Origin of the sequence: Pseudoalteromonas sp. S1608 (genome assembly GCF_005887265.1) — a bacterium.
Classification (GTDB): domain Bacteria; phylum Pseudomonadota; class Gammaproteobacteria; order Enterobacterales; family Alteromonadaceae; genus Pseudoalteromonas; species Pseudoalteromonas undina.
In genome coordinates, this window is the sequence record NZ_PNDK01000014.1 from 133,477 (window position 1) to 156,526 (window position 23,050).

The 23,050-nt window shown below is 39.9% G+C and carries 18 protein-coding genes and 1 pseudogene; 17 read left to right on the forward strand and 2 right to left on the reverse strand.

What is annotated here, in order from left to right:
- Positions 1-118: 118 nt before the first annotated feature.
- The 3 genes from CWB75_RS06855 to CWB75_RS06865 all read left to right on the forward strand — a co-directional run bounded on the left by CWB75_RS06855 (position 119) and on the right by CWB75_RS06865 (position 4,169).
- On the forward strand, positions 119-1,075 hold the full coding sequence (locus CWB75_RS06855; protein ID WP_010389007.1) for a porin: 957 nt from the start codon (positions 119-121) through the stop codon (positions 1,073-1,075).
- Between the two features lie 11 nt (positions 1,076-1,086).
- Complete coding sequence (locus CWB75_RS06860; protein ID WP_138570226.1) at positions 1,087-2,562, forward strand: SLC13 family permease; 1,476 nt, start codon at positions 1,087-1,089, stop codon at positions 2,560-2,562.
- A gap of 188 nt (positions 2,563-2,750) precedes the next feature.
- Positions 2,751-4,169: a coniferyl aldehyde dehydrogenase gene (locus tag CWB75_RS06865; protein ID WP_055011966.1), complete on the forward strand. Its 1,419-nt coding sequence runs from the start codon at positions 2,751-2,753 to the stop codon at positions 4,167-4,169.
- A gap of 68 nt (positions 4,170-4,237) precedes the next feature.
- On the opposite strand, the gene CWB75_RS06870 is transcribed toward CWB75_RS06865, so the two are convergent.
- Positions 4,238-4,963, reverse strand: coding sequence for a tetratricopeptide repeat protein (locus CWB75_RS06870; protein ID WP_138570227.1), 726 nt, complete (start codon positions 4,961-4,963; stop codon positions 4,238-4,240).
- A gap of 311 nt (positions 4,964-5,274) precedes the next feature.
- On the opposite strand from CWB75_RS06870, the gene CWB75_RS06875 reads away from it, so the two are divergent.
- Together CWB75_RS06875 and CWB75_RS06880 are read left to right on the forward strand one after the other, a co-directional pair.
- On the forward strand, positions 5,275-6,138 hold the full coding sequence (locus tag CWB75_RS06875; protein ID WP_138570228.1) for a DUF6279 family lipoprotein: 864 nt from the start codon (positions 5,275-5,277) through the stop codon (positions 6,136-6,138).
- A gap of 109 nt (positions 6,139-6,247) precedes the next feature.
- Positions 6,248-7,261 carry a GGDEF domain-containing protein gene (locus tag CWB75_RS06880; protein WP_138570229.1) on the forward strand — a complete coding sequence of 338 codons (1,014 nt, stop codon included), beginning with the start codon at positions 6,248-6,250 and terminating at the stop codon, positions 7,259-7,261.
- A gap of 12 nt (positions 7,262-7,273) precedes the next feature.
- Here CWB75_RS06880 and CWB75_RS06885 read toward each other — a convergent pair whose 3' ends face one another.
- A complete protein-coding gene (locus CWB75_RS06885) occupies positions 7,274-8,212 on the reverse strand; it encodes a LysR family transcriptional regulator (RefSeq protein WP_010389001.1) in 939 nt (312 codons plus the stop codon).
- Positions 8,213-8,329: 117 nt separating this feature from the next.
- Here CWB75_RS06885 and CWB75_RS06890 point away from each other — a divergent pair, with 117 nt between their 5' ends.
- The 12 genes and pseudogenes from CWB75_RS06890 (at position 8,330) to CWB75_RS06945 (ending at position 22,989) form a co-directional block, all read left to right on the forward strand.
- Positions 8,330-9,499 carry an efflux RND transporter periplasmic adaptor subunit gene (locus CWB75_RS06890; RefSeq protein ID WP_055011970.1) on the forward strand — a complete coding sequence of 390 codons (1,170 nt, stop codon included), beginning with the start codon at positions 8,330-8,332 and terminating at the stop codon, positions 9,497-9,499.
- A 9-nt stretch (positions 9,500-9,508) separates the two neighbouring features.
- Complete coding sequence (locus CWB75_RS06895; RefSeq protein ID WP_054201232.1) at positions 9,509-12,658, forward strand: efflux RND transporter permease subunit; 3,150 nt, start codon at positions 9,509-9,511, stop codon at positions 12,656-12,658.
- Complete coding sequence (locus CWB75_RS06900; RefSeq protein WP_138570230.1) at positions 12,651-14,060, forward strand: TolC family protein; 1,410 nt, start codon at positions 12,651-12,653, stop codon at positions 14,058-14,060. Before CWB75_RS06895 ends, CWB75_RS06900 begins: the two co-directional genes overlap by 8 nt.
- 11 nt (positions 14,061-14,071) lie before the next feature.
- Positions 14,072-15,097, forward strand: a complete 1,026-nt coding sequence (locus CWB75_RS06905; protein ID WP_010388996.1) for a zinc-binding dehydrogenase — start codon at positions 14,072-14,074, stop codon at positions 15,095-15,097.
- Positions 15,098-15,389: 292 nt separating this feature from the next.
- A complete protein-coding gene (locus CWB75_RS06910) occupies positions 15,390-17,645 on the forward strand; it encodes an acyl-CoA dehydrogenase (RefSeq protein WP_138570231.1) in 2,256 nt (751 codons plus the stop codon).
- A 323-nt stretch (positions 17,646-17,968) separates the two neighbouring features.
- Entirely contained in the window at positions 17,969-18,286 is a 318-nt protein-coding gene (locus CWB75_RS06915) for a heavy metal-binding domain-containing protein (protein WP_008112402.1), read from the forward strand.
- A 591-nt stretch (positions 18,287-18,877) separates the two neighbouring features.
- Entirely contained in the window at positions 18,878-19,300 is a 423-nt protein-coding gene (locus CWB75_RS06920) for an energy transducer TonB (protein WP_171039098.1), read from the forward strand.
- A 243-nt stretch (positions 19,301-19,543) separates the two neighbouring features.
- A pseudogene (locus tag CWB75_RS19210) lies at positions 19,544-20,628 on the forward strand (transposase).
- 494 nt (positions 20,629-21,122) lie between these two features.
- On the forward strand, positions 21,123-21,524 hold the full coding sequence (locus CWB75_RS06930) for a hypothetical protein (RefSeq protein WP_249362307.1): 402 nt from the start codon (positions 21,123-21,125) through the stop codon (positions 21,522-21,524).
- 136 nt (positions 21,525-21,660) lie between these two features.
- Positions 21,661-22,047, forward strand: a complete 387-nt coding sequence (locus CWB75_RS06935) for a hypothetical protein (RefSeq protein ID WP_138570233.1) — start codon at positions 21,661-21,663, stop codon at positions 22,045-22,047.
- 125 nt (positions 22,048-22,172) lie between these two features.
- Positions 22,173-22,562: a hypothetical protein gene (locus CWB75_RS06940; protein WP_138570234.1), complete on the forward strand. Its 390-nt coding sequence runs from the start codon at positions 22,173-22,175 to the stop codon at positions 22,560-22,562.
- Positions 22,563-22,674: 112 nt separating this feature from the next.
- Positions 22,675-22,989, forward strand: coding sequence for a hypothetical protein (locus tag CWB75_RS06945; RefSeq protein WP_008466158.1), 315 nt, complete (start codon positions 22,675-22,677; stop codon positions 22,987-22,989).
- The last annotated feature ends 61 nt before the right edge of the window (positions 22,990-23,050 follow it).

The window sequence follows — 23,050 nt, forward strand, 5'->3', positions numbered from 1 at the left end:
AGCTTTTTATCATGGTTTTATCTTTTAAGTCACTGAAATTTATTGTTATTATCTAGTTGGTCATGTTCTTGCTCTACAGTTGTAGACAACAAGTAACATCACATAATTAGGATACATAATGAAAAATAATCTATTCCAAGGTTCAGTACTTGCTGCGTTATGCAGTGCTGCCACACTACCTGTAACAGCGTTTGCTGCAGATTACACTGTGTATGGTAAAGCCGAAGTACAAATTGCCAACACCGATACTGGCATTATGCGTTACGCAGATGAAGGCACACAAATAGATGCCCCTTTTTCGCGTATTGGTATTAAAGGGGACCATAAATTAAATGAGTATTTTACTGCCGTATTTAAATACGAGGTTCAAGTAAAAGGTTTTGAACACGACGATACCAATGAGCCTTTTGCAGCACGTAATACTTACCTTGGCCTAAAAGGTGCGTTTGGTGAAGTGGTCGTAGGGCGAAACGACACGCGTTTTAAATATTCAGAAGGCAAGCTTGATAACTTTAACGAAACCCAAGCAGATATTTCACAAGTTATTGCAGGACAAGATCGCTTAGGCGACACCATTACTTATACCTCTAAATACTGGCACAATGCACAGTTTTCATTTACCTATGCGCCAAAAGATGACAACAAAGATAACGAAGCAGGATTTGCGGCAACCCTGATTTATGGTGACCGTAGTTTAAATAAAACACCTTACTCTATTTCAATTAGCCATGTTGACTCACTTAATAACATTAAAGCAAGTCGTGTTGCAGGCGTGTATAAATTTGAAAAGCTAAAATTAGGTGCGTTATACCAACATTCAGAATCAATTGATGGTACTAAATCAGGGAATGGTTATGTGTTAAGTGCAAGTTACAAGCTCGATAAATGGGTTCCTAAAGTACAATTTGCAAAAGATGATTCAAAATTGCGCCAAGCGTCAGACGCTACCCAATGGACTACCGGTGTAGACTACATTTTTGACAAGCAAACCACGGCTTACCTTTTGTACACTGACCTCGACCTAGAAGAAAATGCTGATAACAGTGTTGCGCTTGGTCTTAAATATAAATTTTAAAGGCTGTTAATATGACAAAACGTATTTTAGAAAATAACGCCAATAAAAAGCCGTTTATGCAGTGGCTGTTATTATTACTTGGTCCGTGTGTAATGTTACTGACCTGTTTAGTTGAGCCGCCAGTAGGAATGTCGGCAGCTGCATTTAAAACTGCAGGCTTAGCATTTTGGATGGCATCGTGGTGGGTAAGTGAAGTTGTGCCCATTCCTGCTACTGCACTACTTCCGTTAGTGATTTCACCTATCGTAGATATAGCGGCTATAAAAAGTGTTGCAGCTCCTTATGCGCATCCGCTGATCTTTTTATTTTTAGGCGGTTTTTTAATATCAATTGCAATGGAGCGTTGGGGATTACATAAGCGCATTGCATTAAGAACTATGCTTTATGCAGGTAAAAAACCAAGTTTACAAATTTTAGCCATGATGTTAGTGACTGCATTTTTATCAATGTGGATGTCTAATACCGCTACCGCAGTAATGATGTTGCCTATTGCCTTATCTATCACTCATTTAGTTAAAAGCTCAGATCCTAGTAATGAGGGGTTTGGTAAAGCACTTTTACTATCTATTGCTTATGGTGCGAGTATTGGTGGTATTGCTACTTTAATTGGTACTCCTCCAAATGCATTAATGGCTGCATACCTATCAGATAGCTACCAGATTGAAATTGGCTTTGCCCAGTGGATGATAGTTGGTGTGCCATTAGCACTTGGCATGTTAATCATCAGCTGGATTTGGTTAACTAAATTTACCTACAAAGTTGATGCGAATGTACAAGCAAACAAGCGAATTGACACTAAAGCGGTATTTTCTTCGCAGCTAAAAGACCTAGGACTCATGCAACGTGCTGAAAAGGGCGTATTGTTTGTGTTTATGTTTGCGGCTATTTGTTGGATATTCAGACCATTATTAGGTGATGTGACCGGCCTTAAAATTTCAGATACGGGTATTGCAATTGCAGCCGCATTACTTTTATTTGTACTACCTGCTAATAAAGGCAGTGATGAGCGAATTTTAGATTGGGAAAGTGCAGCCAAAGTACCTTGGGGTGTGTTGCTTTTATTTGGGGGCGGCTTGACGCTAGCCTCGCAAATTAAATCATCAGGATTAGCCGATTACATTGCCAACATGATTGAGGGTGCCAGTGCAATTCCTTTAGTTATGAGCATTCTTGTGGTGGTGGCACTCATTACTTTCTTAACGGAAATTACCAGTAATACGGCAACAGCCGCAGGCTTTTTACCATTACTAGGCCCAGTTGCTGAGTCAATAACTGGCAGCCCGTTAGTGTGGGTTATTCCAGCTGCGATTGCGTGTAGTTGTGCGTTTATGATGCCAGTAGCCACACCACCCAATGCGATTGTGTTTGGCTCGGGTGAAATTAAAATGAAAGACATGATCCGTGCTGGCTTTGTGTTAAATATTGTCGCTATAGTTTTAATTACCTTAGTAACAATGACCATAGCAGCCCAGGTTTTTGGCTTTTAATAACCCACTTTAATCAACTAACAAAACAGATAACCGATGCACACAAAAGCAGTGCATCGGTATGAGTTCCAACCAACCTTATGAGTGTTTTTGCAACGCTTTTCATTATGTTGCAAAATCACTCTTTATTGCTCGTGTAACAGATCAAGGTTATAGTCTTGAAAACGTTATAAATCGAGTAGCCTATTTTGACCACTGATACATTATCTACAGGGACTTTGCGTTCACAATTTAATGAACTAAAGCACTCTTTTGAAGACACCCCTTACTTACCCATTGAGCAACGCCTTGCTTTACTTAAGCAAGTACGCGCTAACATTGTAACGCTAGAGCAAGACTTAATTGCTGCAGTATCTAAAGATTTTGGTTACCGAACGGCCTTTGATACCTTAGTAGGTGATATTTTGCCCACCATGCAGGGGCTTGCACATATTATTAAAAAGTTACCTCGCTGGTCTAAGCCTAGTCATCGCAGCGCGGGGTTAAGCTTATGGCCCTCAAAAGTAAGTGTAACCTATCAGCCTATTGGCGTGGTGGGTGTGATTGCACCGTGGAACTATCCTATTCAATTGGCATTGGTACCGGTCATCACCGCGATTGCAGCGGGCAACAGGGTTATGCTAAAGCTCAGTGAATTTACGCCTAATACCAATGCGGTTCTTGAAAAAATATTTATAGGTGAATTAAGCCAACACTGCACCATTATTCAAGGTGGCAGCGAGGTGGCGAGTGAGTTTTCATCATTACCCTTTGCACATTTATTATTTACTGGCTCAACAGCGGTCGGTAAGTTGGTCATGGGCGCAGCGAGTAAAAATTTAACACCAGTCACTTTAGAACTAGGCGGAAAATCGCCAGTCATTGTGTTAGAAAAAGCAGACGTAAATAAAGCCGCTCGTGCTCTATTATTTGGCAAAATGGCCAATGCAGGGCAAATATGTGTGGCTCCTGACTACGTATTTGTTCCTAAAGCACTAGAACATCAGTTTATTAAAGCTTTGTGCACACTTTATAAAAAGCACTTTAAGCAAGGTGTTGAAGGGAAAAACCTGACCTCTATTATTAGTCCAGCTCATTATCAACGTCTGCTAGGTTATTTAGAACAAGCACAACAACAAGGCGCTAAAATAACAAAGCCACTTGAGCAAAATCAACAAGATGCTGAAAAACACCGGATGGGTCTGCATATTGTGACGCATGTCACCGACGAGATGCAATTAATGCAAGAAGAGTTATTTGGGCCTATTTTACCGATTATGAGTTATGACAAATTAGATGATGCGCTTAATTATATTCGACTACGCCATCATCCATTAGCGGTCTATATTTTGGGCCAAGACAAGCAAGCGCAACAGTACATTATTAAGCAAACACTTAGCGGAACCGTTGCTGTTAACGATACATTAATACAAGTAGCTGCCGATGATGTACCATTTGGCGGGGTGGGTCATTCAGGAATGGGGCATTATCATGCTAAAGAAGGCTTTTTAACCTTTAGCCATGCAAAAAATACCTTAGTATCAGGCTCGTTTAATCCGCGTATAGGTTTATTACTTAAACAAAATAAATTACTGATCAAAGTGCTAAAGTGGCTTTATGTAAAATAGCCTGTAGTACTTAAAATAAAAAAGCTGAATGAATCACTTCATTCAGCTTTTTTAGTTATTCTTTTGGCTTAAAACATTCGCCCTTCACCCGCATAAGTACCCGCTAAAATTTTATTATAAATAGCATCGGCTTTTTCTTTAGCCTCAGCGACTTCCTTAGGGAGCATAGTGCGTTCATCAAGTTTACGACTGTGACTAGCTTGCATATTACCGTTATACTCAGCAATGGTATTCCACACATACGACATTTCAAGGTTTTTTGGCATTCCTAAGCCTTCGAAATACATCAGTGCTAAATTAAATTGTGCAAGAGTGTAATTATTTGCGGCGGCTTTTTCATACCATGTTCTGGCGGCTTTATAATCTTGGCTCACGCCATCGCCGTTGGCGTACATTACCCCTAAATTATACTGTGCAGCAGGAAGGTTTTTATTGGCTGCTTTCTCAAATAAGCTAATAGCCATTTGTTTGTCTAACTTTACGCCATTGCCTTCGTCATACAATACTGCAAGTGCAAACATCGAATCTACATGATTCTTTTTAACTGCTTGTTGATAAAGCTCTGCAGCTTTGTAGTAGTCGCGAGTAACTCCATGTCCGCCCTCGTACAACTTACCTAGTTCGTAAATACCTGGGGCATAGCCTTTGTCTGCAAGGTAATTAAACTCTTTTAGTGCTTCCTCAAATTGCCCTGCGTTTGCAGCTATTATGCCTTCCTCAAGCCCTGCATAAGCATAAGGTGTAGCAAGTATAATGCCCGCAAAGAGCATTGCTTTTAAATTAGACTGTGACATATGCATGTCTCCAAATTAGTTATCGTTGTTGGTAAGTATCATAACGATTAATCATTTACTTCTTACTCGAGTAGCTAATAAATTATGAGCTAAATCAATAACGCCAACGTTTATAAATTAGATATACAAACGTATTAACAGGTAGCTTTAACTATAGCTCAAAAATTCTAAACTTAAGCACATAGCTATGATATAAATTGCGTTAGCTTGCGATTCTATAGAAAAATGAAAAAAATAAAAGCAAGCAGTAGCTTACATAATTACTTATGATGATTTTTGGCAACCAAAGCATCATACAACGGGGTCTTTTCATGTTAAATAATTTAAAAAATATAAAACTAGGCAAAATTATTTTTATAACCAGTTTGTTATTTATTACCAGCTGTTCAACGACATTTGCCTATAACAACCTAGGTTGGTTATCGTCATTTTGGATAGATGATTACGTTGATCTTAATAAAAGCCAATCTAAGCAGTTAAAAGCCATTATTAACGACACCCGAGATTGGCATCGTGAAGTTGAATTGCCAAAATATAAAGCCGATTTACTCGACCTAAGACAATTGCTAAACAATGAAGCCGATACTGCGCAGTTGATGGATAAAATAACCCAAGTGAAGCAGCATTGGCGAAACTTGCTGTTGCATACTAGTGACCCTTTAATTGAGTTAGCGCTGACCTTAACCCCATCACAGCGAAGTGAAATGGTAGAAAATATTCGCGAGCAAATTAATGATGAAATCCAAGAGCACGCTTCATTAACTAAAGAGGAGCACCAACAACAACGCTTAGAGAGGCAACTAGACTACTACAAGCAGTGGCTTGGCAAACTCACTTCTGAGCAGCAAACGCTCATATCACAAGCCAATAGTGAGCATATCTCTACCAGTGATTTATGGTACGACTATAAATTAACTCGTTTAGCCGCACTTAAAGCCCTTTTTAGCCAGCAAACACTTAGCGAGGCAGAGTTTACCCAGCAATTACACACCATTATCACTGAGCGTGAGCAATATATGAGTAATGAGCTGCTTGAGCAAAATGAACAAAATTTAAAAGCTTATGCGCATTTGCTACTCAAGTTAAATAAAACGCTGAGCGTTAAACAGTTAGCGCATGTTGACGAAGAATTTGCAGATTTAGTGGGTACTGTTAATGACTTGCTTACAGATTGAGGTTGTTTTCTAGTTCTTTTTGCTTGTTTTTACTGGCTTATTTAGCTGAAAATTGTGATTTTTGCATTTCAGGGGTATTATAAGCCATCAAAAATATTTTAAGTTATCCATGGATATAGCTGCTCTTAATAGTACAAAAACGCTACGCAAGCACGTTCTTAAATGGATGTGTATTTGCTTTGGTTTTTTGTCGTTGGTGTTTGCCGTTTTTAATTTATTAGTAAATAATTTACACCTTGTTGGTGGTCTCGAAGTCGGCTTTTCCTTATTATGCTTGTATATTTTTAAGCACTCACAAAAACACTACCCTAAGCGCTGGCATGCCATTATCATGTGTTTAGCCATCTCTTTAATTGTGTTGTGCGGCACTTACTTAGCCCCCCTTAAAAACGGTCTGTTTTTATGGACATTTATTTTGCCTATTCTTTATTACTTACTACTTGGTAGGCGTTATGGGTTAATTTTGTCTTCGGCATTACTTTTTTTGCAGTTGATGGTGTTATCTCAAAAACTGCCACATTCATCGTTTTCAGCTTTTAACATAGGACTTAACTTATTATTCGTATACATAAGCATATGGGCCATATCTCATGTTTTTGAAGGTAATAGAGCTGATTTTTCGAAACGTTTAAAAAATTTAGCGTTACTCGATCCCCTAACCGGTGCTGGTAATCGTTTATCAATGAACCAGTATTTTGAAGTAGAGCTCAGAGATAAATCTCAACTTTACTTATTTTTACTCGATTTAGACTACTTTAAACAAATTAATGATCAGTATGGGCACGAGGTGGGCGATAAAGTGTTGGTTGAGCTAGCAACATTATTGCGTGTCACTTTTGCTAAAGGGTATGTATTTAGAGTGGGAGGTGAAGAGTTTTCACTAATGAGCAATTTTGATAGCCCGCAAGCAGCCTTAGCAATGGCAGAAAAGTTAAGACTCGCAATACAAAATAAGCACATCATTGCCAATGGTGAAACCATTAAGTTAACCGCTAGTATAGGCGTTGTTCAATACCAGCAACAAAGCCTAAGTGAACTAATAGACTTGGCTGATAAACAACTTTATAAAGCCAAAGAAACTGGCCGCAACGAGGTCTGTACTGATATTTTAGTGCATGGTTAAGTTTAGTGCGGCTTAATACATTTGTTCAAAATCAGGAATACTGTTTTCCCAAATCGGTTTTTCTTTACCAATATATTCACGTACAGCATCAAAAAATAACCGGGTTCTTACCGGTAAATCACGATGTGGGTATACTGCATACATGGCACTGTGTTCCATTAATTTTAGATCCGTTAATAAAGGCACCAGTTGTCCATCAATCACTTCTTTATCCAATATAAACGCGGGAGCTAAAACGTAAGTGGTTCCAGAGAGTGTTTTCATTAACAGTGCTTCAGCATCATTGGCTCTAAATACACTTTTAATTTTTTGTTCGCATTGTTCACCCAGGTGGTTGTAGTAACTTACTCCATCAACTCGCAGTGAACTACTTGCGTAACTAGCGGCGGGTAATTGTGCTAAATCAGTTATGTTTTTCGGCATTCCATAGGTTTCGATAAATGCAGGGGAAGCTAAAAGTAATAAACGATTACGCGCAATCTTTCGAGCAATCAAAGAGGAGTCTTTTGGCTCACCCACTCTAAATGCTAAATCAAATCCTTCTGAGACAATATCGACAAGCCGATCATCTAAACGAAGTTCTACTTCCACTTGCGGAAAGCGCTTTTGGAAATCGTTGATCACTGGTTGTAAATAACGCCGACCAATTAAAGTCGATGAGGTAATTTTTAATACGCCACGAGGTTCTAAGTGATAATTCTCTGCCATACGCAGGGTATCGCCGAGTAGGCTTCGCAACTCGTCCGCTTTTTTTATCATTTCAGCGCCTGCTGCGGTAAGTGAAAACGAGCGGGTGGTTCGATTTAATAGCCTCACGCCTAGCTCATCTTCTAAACGACTAATTTGTTTAGAGATCACGGAACGATCAATGTTGCGTATTTCAGCAGCTTTAGCAAATGATCCCTGCTCAACCACTTCAAGCAGCATTAAGAGTCGGCTTGTTGTATCCATTATTGCACCATTGTGTCACTTTGATGCCATTTTGGCACTAATGAATTTAAAAATCTATTGTTTTTGTCAACAAGTATGTTCCGTATTATGTATCGCCTAATTAACAGGAGCGTCGTTATGAACAAACACTTAGTTGCTACAGCCTTATCTGTTGCATTAATTACTCTGACCGGTTGTGCTGAAGAAAGCACAGCGCAATCAGCACCCGCACAACAATATCAAGCTATTGATGTAGCCCAAGTCCTGGTCAAGCCTGTACAAAGTTGGCATACCTATACAACGCGCTTAGAGTCACCGCAAAAAGTGGCATTAATGCCGCGTGTATCAGGCATTATTGAGCAAATTGAATTTAAAGAAGGGGATGCTGTTAAACAAGGTGATGTGTTATTTCGCCTTGATGATCGTTCATTTAGAGCCACGGTAGCTAGTTTACAAGCTCAGGTTAAAAGTGCACAAGCGGCTCTTGAACAAGCAAAAAGCGAAGCATCACGTGCAGTGCGTCTAACTGAGCGTAAAGCAATTTCTACAGAACAAGCACAAGCTCGTACCTCAACGTTACGTCAGCGTGAAGCACAACTTGCTGCACTTAAAGCGCAGCTTAAAGCCGCAGAACTTGATTTAGAGTTTACCTCTGTGGTTTCACCTATTGATGGAATTATCTCTCGCGCAAACATCACTAAAGGTAACAACGTCCTTGCCGGGCAAAGCGTGCTCACTTCAATTGTTTCAAATGACAAAATGTATGCTTACTTTGATGTCGATGAACGTACTTGGAACAATGCATTTGATGATGTTACTGCATCAAGCAAGCAACCTGTTGTTATGCAAAAAGTAGGGCAGAGTGATTTTAATTACAACGGCCACATCAACTTTATAGATAACCAAATTAATGCTTCTACTGGCACATTACGTGTACGAGCGGTATTTGAAGATCGTAGTAACGAGTTACGCTCAGGCTCTTTTGCACGGATTAAACTCGCTGCTAATGCAATACGCGAAACCGTCATTATTCCAGATAGAGCTATTGGTACTGATTTAAAAAACCGCTTTGTGCTAACTGTAGGCGAAAATAATGTACTGCAATATAAATTGGTTACTGTCGGTGAGCGCTATGGCGCATTACGTGCCATTACCTCTGGCCTTGAACAAGGTGATGTGATTGCAGTGAATGGGCCAGCTCGCGTAGGGCCTGGCATGCCAATATCACCAAATAAAGTGACAATTAATACCCAAGGTGTGGCATTTACACTCACTGCTAACCCTGCCGATTTAGTTGCTAAGCAATAAGGTTATTAAATGAAATTTTCACACTTTTTTATCCAGCGACCGATTTTTGCGGCCATGCTGTCGCTGATTATTTTGATTGCAGGTGGCATTTCTTTATTTCAGCTGCCAGTCAGTGAATACCCAGAAGTTGTGCCACCCACAGTGGTAGTGACAGCCAGCTATCCGGGCGCAAACCCAACGGTTATTGCACAAACAGTGGCAACACCGCTTGAACAAGAAATAAACGGCACTGAAAACATGCTATATATGTTTTCACAAGCGACCAGTGACGGGCGCATGACTTTAACCGTAACATTTGCCTTAGGGACGGATTTAGACCGTGCTCAAGTACAGGTGCAAAACCGAGTAAATAGTGCATTACCGAGGTTACCACAAGAGGTACAGCGTTTAGGGGTAGTTGCTGAAAAGTCATCACCCGATTTAACCATGGTGGTGCATTTATATTCACCCCAGAATAGCCATGATACGGCGTATTTATCAAATTATGCCGATTTAAACATTAAAGATGAAATAGCTCGTTTACCTGGCGTGGGTGATATTCAGTTATTTGGCGGTGGTAAATATGCTATGCGTGTGTGGTTAAATCCAGATGCATTAGCAGCACGTGAGCTTACAGCAACCGATGTTGTGGCTGCTTTGCGCTCGCAAAATCAGCAAGTTGCAGCGGGTAGCTTAGGTGCTCAACCAATCTCTAACGATAGCCAATTTCAAATTTTATTAAACGTGAAAGGCCGCCTAAACAGCATTGAAGAGTTTAAGCAGGTCATTATTAAAGTAGGTGAGCAAGGGCAACTTACGCGTTTGTCAGATGTGGCGCGTGTTGACTTAGGCCAAGACTCGTACTCACTGCGTGCTGAACTTGATAATCAACCCGCATTGGCAATGCCAATATTTCAACGCCCGGGTTCAAATGCAATTGAGCTTTCAGATCAGGTGCGTGAAACCATGGCACGTTTATCGAAAGATTTTCCTGAAGGTGTTGAATACGACATTGTTTATGATCCAACTGTGTTTGTTCGTGGCTCTATTGATGCGGTAATAGCGACATTGCTTGAAGCAATCGCATTGGTTGTTATTGTAGTTATTGTATTTTTACAAACGTGGCGCGCATCTATTATTCCGCTTATAGCTGTGCCAGTTTCACTCATTGGTACCTTTGCTGTAATGCAGTGGCTTGGTGTTTCTATTAATACCTTATCGCTATTTGGTTTAGTACTGGCTATAGGTATTGTGGTTGATGATGCGATTGTAGTGGTCGAAAATGTTGAACGAAATATAGAAAACGGCTTATCGCCGCTTGAAGCAACACGCGTTGCAATGACAGAGGTAACCGGCCCAATTATTGCGATTGCATTGGTATTGTGTGCGGTATTTATTCCAACGGCTTTTATTACTGGACTTTCTGGACAGTTTTATAAGCAATTTGCTTTAACCATAACTATTTCAACGGTTATTTCAGCGTTTAACTCACTGACATTGTCGCCGGCGCTAGCAGCCTTATTGTTAAAATCGCACGACGCAAAACCAGATGCGTTTACCCGCTTATTAGATAAGTTATTTGGTCGCTGGTTATTCAAGCCATTTAATCGACTGTTTAACCGTGGTGCAACAGGGTATGAAAAGCTAGTACAAAAGCTTATTCGTATGAGCGTGGTGGTAATGGTTGCCTATGTTGCTTTAGTTGGCGGCACTATTAAGCTGTTTGACGCGGTACCTGGTGGCTTTATACCACAGCAAGATAAGCAATACTTAGTTGCCATTGCGCAGCTACCAGATGCAGCAAGCTTAGACAGAACTGAAGCGGTAGTAAAACAAATGCAGCAAATAGCGCTCGAGGTTCCAGGTGTTGCAAACACTGTGGCGTTTCCAGGCCTATCTGTAAATGGTTTTACTAATAGCCCTAATAGCGGCATTGTGTTTACACCATTGGCGCCTTTTGCAGAGCGTACCGATCCGAGTATGTCGGCTTCGGCTATTGCGGCGCAGTTAAATCAGCGTTTTGCGGCAATTGATGAAGCGTTTGTGGCTGTATTTCCGCCACCGCCAATTCAAGGATTAGGCACTACAGGTGGCTTTAAACTGCAAATTGAAGATAGAGCAAATAAAGGCTTTGAAGCATTATTTAATAGCTTGCAATCAGTGATTGCTGCGGCGCAAAAAGATCCGGCGTTAATGGGGCTGTATTCAAGCTTTAGAATTCAAGTACCGCAAATGGATATTGATATTGACCGCGAACAAGCACTTATCCAAGGTATTGCGCTTGATGAAGTATTTAACTCATTGCAGATTTATTTAGGCTCAGTGTATGTAAACGACTTTAATATGTTTGGTCGTACCTACCAAGTAAATGCTCAAGCAGATGCTGAATTTAGGGTAGACCCAGAGCAAATACTAAACCTAAAAGTACGTAATCGTGCAGGTAATATGGTGCCACTAGGCTCAGTGCTTACGGTAACGCCAACTATAGGCCCTGATCGTGTTATGCACTACAACGGTTACCCAAGTGCTGAACTTAACGGCAGCCCAGCGCCAGGTTACAGCTCAGACCAAGCGCAAACAGCGATTGAAAATGTATTGGCGAAAACGCTACCTACTGGTATTGAATATGAGTGGACTGAGGTAACGTATCAGCAAGTACTTGCCGGCAATACTATGGTGTACGTGTTCCCACTGGTGGTATTGCTTGTGTTTATGGTACTGGCTGCACAGTATGAAAGCCTACGTTTACCATTGGCCATTATTTTAATTGTACCTATGACTATATTCTCTGCGTTATTAGGGGTGTGGTTTGTAGGCTCAGACAACAACATATTTACCCAAATAGCGTTAATTGTACTGGTGGCACTGGCCTCTAAAAACGCCATTTTAATGGTGGAATTTGCCAAAGATAAACACGACACTGGATTATCGCACCTTGAGGCTATGTTGGCAGCGTGTCGCATGCGTTTACGTCCTATTTTAATGACCTCAATTGCCTTTACCGCGGGTGTTATTCCGTTAGTGTTGGCAACCGGTGCCGGTGCTGAAATGCGTCATGCAATGGGTAACGCAGTATTCTCAGGTATGATTGGTGTGACTGTATTTGGGCTATTATTTACGCCAGTGTTTTACATGCTGGTGGTAAAAAAGCAGCGCGCTGAGGAGTCTTCAAATGACTAAATTACATTTAAACAAATTTAAAATGCCGGCATTTTTAGGCTCAGTGTTAGCGATTGCAGTGTTATCTGGCTGTGCGAGCAAAATAGATACAGCAGCTGAGCAACAACAAGTAAACGCGTTTGTTGCCCAAGCAATATCGGCAGAACAGTATGTTGGTGAAGATGAGCAAAACTGGTGGTACAAGTTAGGTTCAGCGCAATTAAACCAGCTTGTTAGCAACGCATTAGCTAATAACTACGACTTACAAACGAGTCAGTTAGTGCTTAAAAGTGCGTTGGCACGTATTGGTGAACAACAAGCACAATACTTACCGCAAGGCGGTGTTGAGGTTGGAGCTAAACGAAGTGGACTAGGCGATACCAATAGCCGACAATCAAGTGCAAATGTTGCACTTGATTGGCAGCTCGACTTATTTGGTCGAATAACTGCACTCGTTGATGCCGCAAATTCACAAGCTATGAGCCAAGCAGAGCAAGTTAGGCTATTACAAATTGAAATTGTGTCATCTGTGGTTAAAGGGTTTGCCAGCTATCAGGGCAACCTGCAAAAGCAACAAATTATTGAAATGCAAATAGAAGCACTTGAACAAAGCATTCAAGTGCTGCAGGCGCAAGTAGATGAAGGTGTGGCAAATGAGCTTGATTTAAACCGCACCATGGCGCAACTTAGGCAGCAACAAGCGCTCATTCCGGCGATTGAATATGCTAAGTTTCGTGACTTATCTACGCTGGCGGTATTAAGTGCACAACCAACGCAATCACTGAGCATTAAAGATGAACGCGCTATATTGAGCAAGGCATTTCAAGTGTCACTAGCAAAACCAAATCAAGCGATTGCACTAAGGCCCGATATTAGCCGAGCATTATATGACTTTAGCCAAGCAAATAGTTTAAGTGTGGCAGCCAGTAAAGCTCTATTACCCGATATCAGCTTAAGTGGTTTTGCAGGCGTGCTAAGTTTGGGCAGTAATGGTTTTAGCGACACCCAGCAGCAGTGGCAAGTTGCACCACAAGTACAATGGTCTTTATTGAGTTATCCTGCGTTGTTGGCTCAGCGTGATGCGCAGCAGTTTTTAAGTCAAGCTGCTTATACTGACTATCAACAAGTGGTGTTAAAAGCCATTAACGAGAGTGAACTTTCATTGCAATACTTGGTCAATCAAGCACAGCAATCGCGTTTTGCTGAGCAGCGGTATCAATTTGCTAATAATGCATTTTTACAAGCACAAGCAATGTATGAAGAAGGGCAAATTCCTTACTTAGAGTTGTTAGATGCACGTCAGGATGTTTTAATAGCACAAGAAAATGCTGTTGATTCAACTATTTCATCGTTACTGGCTAAGGTAAATGCTTACCAGTCATTTAATGGACGATGGAGTTACGCGTTAAGTAATACTAACTAGTAGAGTTTTTGATGCCTAATACTGTAGTTACAAACCCAGATACTATTCCTTCATCTATGCAGGCTATTGCCTTAATAGAGCCTAATGAGGATATTAACTTAACGGATATTCAATTACCTGTGCCTCAATGCACAGGTAATGAGCTGTTAGTAAAAGTGGAGTATGTTGGTTTAAATCCGGTGGATGCGCAATTTGCTAAATCTGGCTTTTGTTTATGGCAGTATCCGCATGTTTTAGGCTTGGATGCAGTGGGTGTAGTGGTTAAAGCGGGTAAAGGCGTATTTCCTGGCGTGGGTGAGCGTGTAATGTGGCACGCCAGTATTGGTGAGCAAGGGATATTGAGCGAATACGCAAAAGTGCCTAATTATGCAGTGTCTATCATTCCGCAGCAATTAGCCAGTGATAAGGCTGCTACTTTGCCCTGCGCCGGAATGGCAGCGCTTATCAGCTTAGATAAATTAGCCGTAACTGAGGGCGATACCCTCTTTGTTGAAGGCGGGGCAGGTGCTGTAGGTCAATTTGCTATTCAATTTGCAAAGCAGCGTGGTGCCGATGTATTTACAACCGCCTCCAAGCGTAACCACAAATTGGTTAAGCAGCTAGGGGCTGATGTAGTCTTTGATTACAATGACAAAGCCTTATGTGACAAAATTCGCCGAGAGCTTGGCCCACAAGGATTTGATGCCGTTATTGATATTATGGGTGGGGAATCGACCATTCAAAATATCGAGCTAATGCGTTTTTGTGGTCGTATTGCTTGTTTAAATCCACTGCCTAATTTTGAACAGCAGCTAATGTACCGTAGAGCACCCAATATTAGTATTGTATCCTTAGGTGGCGCGTGGTTAGCCAATAGCCTATGCGCGCAGCAGCGCATGAGTTTTATGGGTAATTTGTTGCTTGAAACGGTCTCTAATGGCGAAATAATTCCTCCAGAAGTATTAGCTGTTGATTTTAACGCAAAGGCTGTTTCTAGCGCATTAAACAACCAGTTAGCAGGTGGTTTTACAGGTAAACAAGTGGTTAAAATAAGCTAGGTTTACTCACATTCCCATATTTAAAAAGCGCAGCCTAATTTTAGGCTGCGCTTTTTTGTTTCTACTTTATTACCAAATCCGTATTTGCGGCGCCAACAACCAGAATTATTAAATTTTTAACAAAAAAAATAATAATTCAGCGTACATGTGTAAGCCTTTTTATTTCAACAGTTTACGTTCAGGTAAAGAAAATAAATTGAAAAAACTGTTAATTAATTGAATAGAGTAATTGATCTAAACCGATTTTTATGACGTAATGTAGGTATTATTTATCTGGTCGGATGAGTTCGTTATGAGTTTACGTACAAAATTAAAAAAAGTATTACCAAGTATTTCAGTTACTGAGCAAGAAGCGCTAGACGCTGGCGATGTATGGCTAGAAGGGTCTATCTACCAAGGTAAACCAGATTTTAGCGCGCTACGCGATGTACCTGCGGCAAAATTAACCGCAGACGAACAAGCGTTTCTAGACGGTCCAGTACAAGAACTACTAGGCATGATTGATGATTCAGTCATTCAAAATGGTATTCATTTACCAAACGACATTTTAGAGTTTTTGAAAAAAGAGCGTTTCTTCTCGCTGATCATCCCTAAATCGTTTGGCGGTTTAGAGTTCAGCCCATACGCTAACTCAACAATTGTAGGTACTATCGCAACTAAAAGTTCAGCTGTTGCGGTAACTGTAATGGTACCAAACTCGTTAGGCCCAGGTGAGTTACTACTTCACTTTGGTACAGATGAGCAACAAGCACATTACTTACCACGTTTAGCAAATGGTACAGACATTCCATGTTTTGCATTAACTAGCCCAGAAGCAGGTTCTGATGCCGGCGGTATTCCTGATGTAGGTACCGTAACTAAAGGCATGTACAACGGTGAAGAAGTACTTGGCCTAGAAATTACATGGGACAAGCGCTACATTACACTCGCACCAATTGCTACTGTACTTGGTTTAGCGTTTAAAGTAGTTGACCCTGATGGTTTATTGGGTGGCAAAGAAAACCTAGGTATTACTTGTGCACTTATTCCAAAAGAGCACCCTGGTGTAGAACTTGGTAACCGTCATGATCCTATGGGTATCCGTTTTTACAACGGTACTACACGTGGTAACAAAGTATTTGTACCAATGGACTTTATTATCGGTGGTCAGAAAAACATCGGTCGCGGTTGGCAAATGCTAGTTAGCTGTTTAGGCGCAGGTCGTGGTATTTCATTACCAGCATTGGGTGTAAGTACAGCACAAGTTGCATTTAAATCAGCTTCTGAGTACGCAGCAGTGCGTGAACAGTTTGGTTTATCAATTGGCCAATTTGAAGGTATTCAAGAAAAGCTAGCTGACATTGCAGGTAAAACATACCTACAAGAAGCAATGCGAGTATTGACAACTGAAGGTTTAGGCATGGGCTTAAAACCATCGGTAGTAACTGCAATCGCTAAATACCATATGACAGAGCTTGGCCGTGATGTGCTTGACTCAGCAATGGATATTCAAGCGGGTAAAGCAATTCAGAATGGTCCTCAAAACACGCTTGCTAGCGGTTATGTGGCGCAGCCAATTGCCATTACGGTAGAGGGCGCAAACATTCTTACTCGTAACCTGATGATCTTTGGTCAAGGTGTTATGCGTTGTCACCCATATCTACAGTCTATGGTTGAGTCTATCCACAGCGATGACAAAAACGCAGATGCAGAATTTAACGGTATTTTACGCAAAACAATTGGCTACAGTACAGCAAACAGCTTACGTGCATTCCGCTTAGGTGTACTGCCATTTACTGCAGGCGCAAGCTCTGCATTACCAGAAGTACGTGACTACGAAAAAGCAGTACATAAACTATCAGCTAAATTAGCTGTATATGCTGACTTCTCATTACTAGTACTTGGCGGTAAATTAAAGCAAGCTGAGATGCTTTCAGCGCGTTTAGGCGATGTAATGAGCTTCTTGTATGCAGCTATGGCATCTATTAAGTATTACGAGCAAAAAGTAGCAAGCAGCGAGCGTGAGCAAGCGGCTCCTTACTTCCATTATGCGACTCGTTTTGCACTACAAAGTGCAGAAGAAGCATTGCACAAGTTCTTAGATAACTTCCCTGCAAGTGGTACTCGTAAGTTCATTCGTTTCATTACTATGAACTACTCAACTAAAATGCCAAAAATTAGCGATGATTTAATTCGTGAATTAGCAAAACAAGCTCAGCTTGATACGGCATTTAAAGCGCAAATCACACATTTAGTTAAGCCAATTGAAGGTGATGGTCATCACATCAATGAGCAAGCTTACAAAGCTAAAATGGCGTCACTTGAGCTATTAGCTAAAGTGAAAAAAGCGCTACGTGCTAAAACCTTTAAGCCGGGTACGCGTTTTTCAATCACGCTTGAAAATGCACTTGCTGCAAAAGTAATTAACGACGCTGAATTTGTTCAGTTAAGTGATTACAACAAAAAGCGTGAAAAAGCGATTCGTGTTGATGAGTTCGACTTCGATATGAACATTCTAGACGACAACGCACAGCCAGTTAATCCGCTTAAAAGCGTGGTTAACCAATAAAATTCAATAATGCAAAGCGCCTGCAGTTTAGGCGCTTTTATTGATACAAAATTAGTGTGGAGTCCTGCTTGAGTAACATCAAGCGGGGCTTTTTTATGGGTGTAATTTAAGCCCATAACTAATGGCGGCTAATTTAATGGTACAGAACATTATTAAACGTTGTTTTAGTGTATTTTAACAATGAGTGGTAAATAAGTTACGTAATTACTTGTTTACATTAGAGTTGTTTAGTGGAATTATTGAGCGTATATAATATACGCTGTTTTGAGGGTTATAACTCCCAAAGTGGTGTTTAATGAGCTGTTATCATCTAGGGAAAAATTATGATTTATACGACAACGGAAACTGTTCCTGGCAAGGAAATCGAAGCTGTATTGGGAATCGTCAATGGCAACATGGTTCAGTCTAAACATGTTGGTCGAGATATCATGGCTGGTTTAAAAGGGATTGTGGGTGGCGAACTCAAAGGCTATACCGAGATGTTGATGGAAGCTCGAAATGTAGCGGTAGAACGATTAATAGAAGATGCAAAAAAGTTAAATGCCGATGCAATAGTAGGAATACGATTTACAACTAGCTCAGTTACTGATGGTGCATCAGAAATATTAGTGTTTGGCACAGCAGTTAAACTTCGAACATAACAAACAATTTAAGCAGATTCGCAACATGTGGCATTTTGGTGCTTTCTTTCAAAGCCAAGAAATGAGGACGCTTTCCTCTTTTCTGCACTGTATTAAAAGAACAGCCTTACTAAAAGTTTTAAGCTGGCAATGAGTTACATGATTTGTTATTAATGTGTAAAATAATTAAGGGGGCATACATTGCTCATAAAAAGAGGAAAGTGTCCTCTGATAAAGCTGTTATCTGTTCGTCGTAATTTCAAATTTGGAGTTTTAAAATGGAATTTATTAAAAAGTTTAAATTTGAATTGATAACCTTAATCGTGTTCTCAGTTCTTTCCGTTCTTTATTACCTTGATACTGGTGAAGTGAAAATAGTAGGGGGTTTAGTGCTTTGCATATCTTTATTATCAGTTCTTATTCGCCTTTGTGAGAAAATTTTTGTACAGTATCGAACTAAGATTGTAAGAAAAAGCACATAACAAGCCATTACAGTGTGGGACTTTTTACAGTTGGCTTTCTCACTTCGTTCGTAATTTTAGCCAACTATAAAAAGCCTCTGAATGGGGCGTTAGAATTTAATCAAGTATCGATGCAATAAAAGGAATTATGATGAAACTATACAAACTATTTTTAATTACGTTATTAGTTGGGTGCTCTAGCACCACAGAAGAGCAGGAAACTAGAGTTGATATAAACGCTCTAGATTTGACGAGAGATAAATCAAAAACTGAGAACTATTGGGTTGTGACGAATAGGAGTTACCCTAAATATCCGGTGAGTGCCGCGCGAAAAGGTATAAGTGGCTGTGTAGAATTTTCTTTTGTAATTGATGAATTAGGCAAAGCTCAAAATATACAAATAATAAATTCAGTACCAGAAAATACATTTAATAAAGCTGCCATGAAATCGATGAAAGAGTTTAGGTGGGCGGCAACTAAAAATAATGACTCGCTACAGCCCGTTCTAACAACACTTCAATTGGACTTTTCAACATCACCTAAACAGACTGTGGCTAAGTGTATTGCAAGTTAAATTCTAACAAGAGACTATGGCGTCAATAGCTAATTCATAACTTTTGGCGCTTCCCATAAAGCACCGTCTTTATGCATTGAATTTAAGATGACAACCATCTTTCTAATGCAGTGCAAATAAACAACAATAAACAAGACACCCATCCTAAATTTTGCACTTTTCGAAGTTAAAGGCTAGCCTTTGTTTAGTGCAAAAAAACAAGTAGGGTGTCTTATGGCAATTGCAAGAAAGCGGTAGGTTAGTTTGGCTGATACGCGATATTATCACTGTATTTCACGTTGTGTACGCCGAGCCTTTTTATGCGGAGAATACCATTTTACAGGTCAGTCTTATGAGCATCGCAGAGGCTGGGTAGAAGATAGGCTACTTGCCTTAGCAAAAGTATTTTGCATAGATGTGTGTGCTTATGCTGTGATGAGTAATCAGCAAAATGTTGGAACATTTTACAACAGCGCAGCTGGCCCGGAGGGCGGAAGGCAGGATGCCTGAAGTACACTCATTTAGTACTATATGTAGATAATAAAAAGGCCAATAGGCTAAATGACAAAGCCATTATTATTCGTTGGCATAAAGTGTGTAAAGGCACGTTATTAACGTAAAAGTACCTGCAAGGTGAAAAACTCACTAAAGCAGAGCTTACCTTTTTCAATCAAACAGTAAAACAATACCGAGAGCGGCTATCTAGTATCAGTTGGTTTATGCGCTTGTTAAATGAAGATATTGCGCGCAAAGCAAATAAAGAAGACAACTGCACTGGTCGATTCTATTCGCTACCATCCATGGCGCTCACCCTTCGGGCTGCCTAACGGCATTCAAATTTATTCCCTATAAATTTGTGGGAAGGGCGCTTTAAATCACAGGCCTTGCTTGATGAAGCTGCACTAGCTGCTTGCATGGCGTATGTAGATTTAAATCCAATTAGAGCAAAGATAGCCAGCACCCCCGAAGAATCAAATCATACCAGCGTGAAAAAGCGATTAGGAAGTGCAGCAACAGGCAAGCAACCTAAAAGTTTATTACGTTTTGCAGGCTTACCACGCAAAATCATGCCAAAAGGCCTACCTTTTGAACTTAAATCCTACCTTGAACTCGTTGAATTAACAGGTCGTGTTATAAGAGAAGACAAGCGGGGACAGATTGACAATATATACCTTCCTTTACTAGAGCGAGTCAATATTAGCCCTGAGAACTGGCTGAAATTGACGACACAATTTGCGTGTGTGTTCCAGGGAGCAGTCGGTAGACCTTCTTCACATGAAAGTTATTGTGAAAATCTAGGAAGAAAGCGGCGAGCAAACATGAGTAACTGCGAAAAATTTCTCGCATAAAGCTTAATCAATCAAATGCGTAAACTTACTGTATAGGGCAGGTATTTCCATGTCTGTCATTTAAGTTTTACAACGATATTTACTTATTTAAAGCTGGAACCAGCCTTTTAAAGTTCAAGGAGCTAAATGCAGAGATTAATAGTGAAATTTGTGACACAGGTTCAATAGGTCGTTAAGATGGGTGTCAATATATGATACCTTTTAGCGACTTAAACACCTGTAATTCCCTCTAAAATAGCCATTAAAACAACCGTACATTCTTTTTTCTATTTTAAGTAAACTAGCGATAACTGATTGAACCAAAATAGGAACTCGGCTATGGTTGATTCATCAATTAAAATAAATTTAAAACGAGTTAATCTACAGGCTCGTTATGTGTCGGTGCAAAATTGACAAACTAATCATGGCTCTGGCTTTGAATTAAGCTAACACACGAAAAGCGGAGGCTAACACCGTGTGGGTGTCATTATGTCTATGCCATTAGGAGAGAACTTATGTTGAAAAGGATGTCTTTGATATTGCTGGTTTGTACATTCGGTGCCCATTCAGGTGAAGAGGTACTTTCTATTGATAGAGTTGTACCTAATAGTTTTAATTTAGCCTTTCCAAATGAATCAAACATTCAGCCAGAGCAGAGTGATTTTAGTGTAAATAATTTTGTATTAATGAGTAATGATTCTGGTGAGCGTTGGGCGGTAGTAACTTTGACTAATATGGCATCAGGTCGAAGAAGTCTAACTAATAAACACCTAATGGCTATCCTTGCAGACGGGCAACGAATTGCACCATTGGAGTTTTTACAATCATTCAAAGCAGATGAGACACTATCGTTAACCATCAACTTTGGTGAAAGTAAGTTTCCTTTGCTATCAATCTATTCAAGGTCTGGCAAATAACAAACACATCAAAATGCTCGCAATCTCGCTAGGATATCAAAACTACACGGGGATTGAGTTTGGGCTTGGCCAAGTTTGACTAAATCGCCGTTACGTTTTAGCCCTTTATACGGGCTTATTTGCACAAGGAGGCAAAGTGAATATCAGACATATTTTATTACTCGTTATCATCTTATTTATATCTGGTTGTACTACGTCAGGCCAGCTTTATTATATTGATGCTAAAGGTAATGAGAAACTTGGTTGTGATGTAGAATTTGTAGGTATGCCAAGTGTTGATAAATTTGCTGTTGAATATGCTTTAAGCCTTTGCGCTAAAAGCATTGTTAAAAAAGGCGGCGTTATTCAGGAAAAACACCTTTTAATGGTTGATACAGCTATTCCCTTAGCTCCATGTGAAAAGGCTTGGACTCACGAATTAGCTAAGCAACAATATCAGGCTAAAAAGTTAACTAAGAAAGAGTATGGCTATATTGTTGCAAATATAGATTTAGGTTTAGCAACAGTCAACAACTGTATATAACAGGCGCTTTAAGCGCGGAACTGCTAACAGTTGACTCAGCTTCGTTACATACACTTTAGCCAACAATTATCAGCCCATTATGCGGGCTTTAGGTTTTTATCAAAATATGGAGTTTTATTCTAATTATGGAAGAATCAGTTCAAGTCGAAAATAATGAAGATAGTATAGAGAAATCTCGAAGTGTAGAAAAAAATAAAATCCAAAATGAAACTATTACAACAGAGCTACATTTTGAGTTGTTAAAACAGTATGCATGGCTATCATCAGCAATAATAGGTGCTGTTGTTATACTTATTCAATTAAAAGTACTTACCTTTGGCTCAAAGGTTTATATTCCTTTAGGTTGTTTTTGTTTTTCAATTCTTAACTCTTTAATTGCTCAAGACTATATAGTTGAGTCATTAACAAAAGGTAAAACTATTTATGATATCTCTAAAAAAGTATATATATTACGCAACTTATCTATATTTGGTTTAGGGCTTGGCGTAGGGTTACTTGCTAATAGCTTTATTTAGACAACAAACACATTAAGCAGGATAAAACAGTTGGCTTTTGTTCCTGCGTCGCTAATTTTGCCAATTATTTTATTGCCTCTAATGGGGTGTTAAATACCTAAATGGAGTTTAGATGAATATTCAAGTTTTTAGACCAAAACAATTTGTAGATATGGCTAGAGACTATAAGTTGTTTGCGGATGACGTAGAAGTTGCCACTATAAAAAGAGGGGTTACGCAAACAGTAAACATCCCTGATTCAACTAAAACTATTCAAGCGAAAATAGATTGGTGTTCAAGCCAAACTTTTCCTGTAGCCTCAATTACTGACAAAGGAATTATTATTAAAAATTCTTTTGGTAGTAATATATTCAAATTGCTTTTTTTAACTATTTATTATGTCAGTTTCGGTAAAAGCAAATACTTATCGGTAACAAACGGTATTTAGTATGAATCTTAAACGGACAATGCTCTTCCCCCGTTTTAGTGAGCACATCCTCATCAATTTA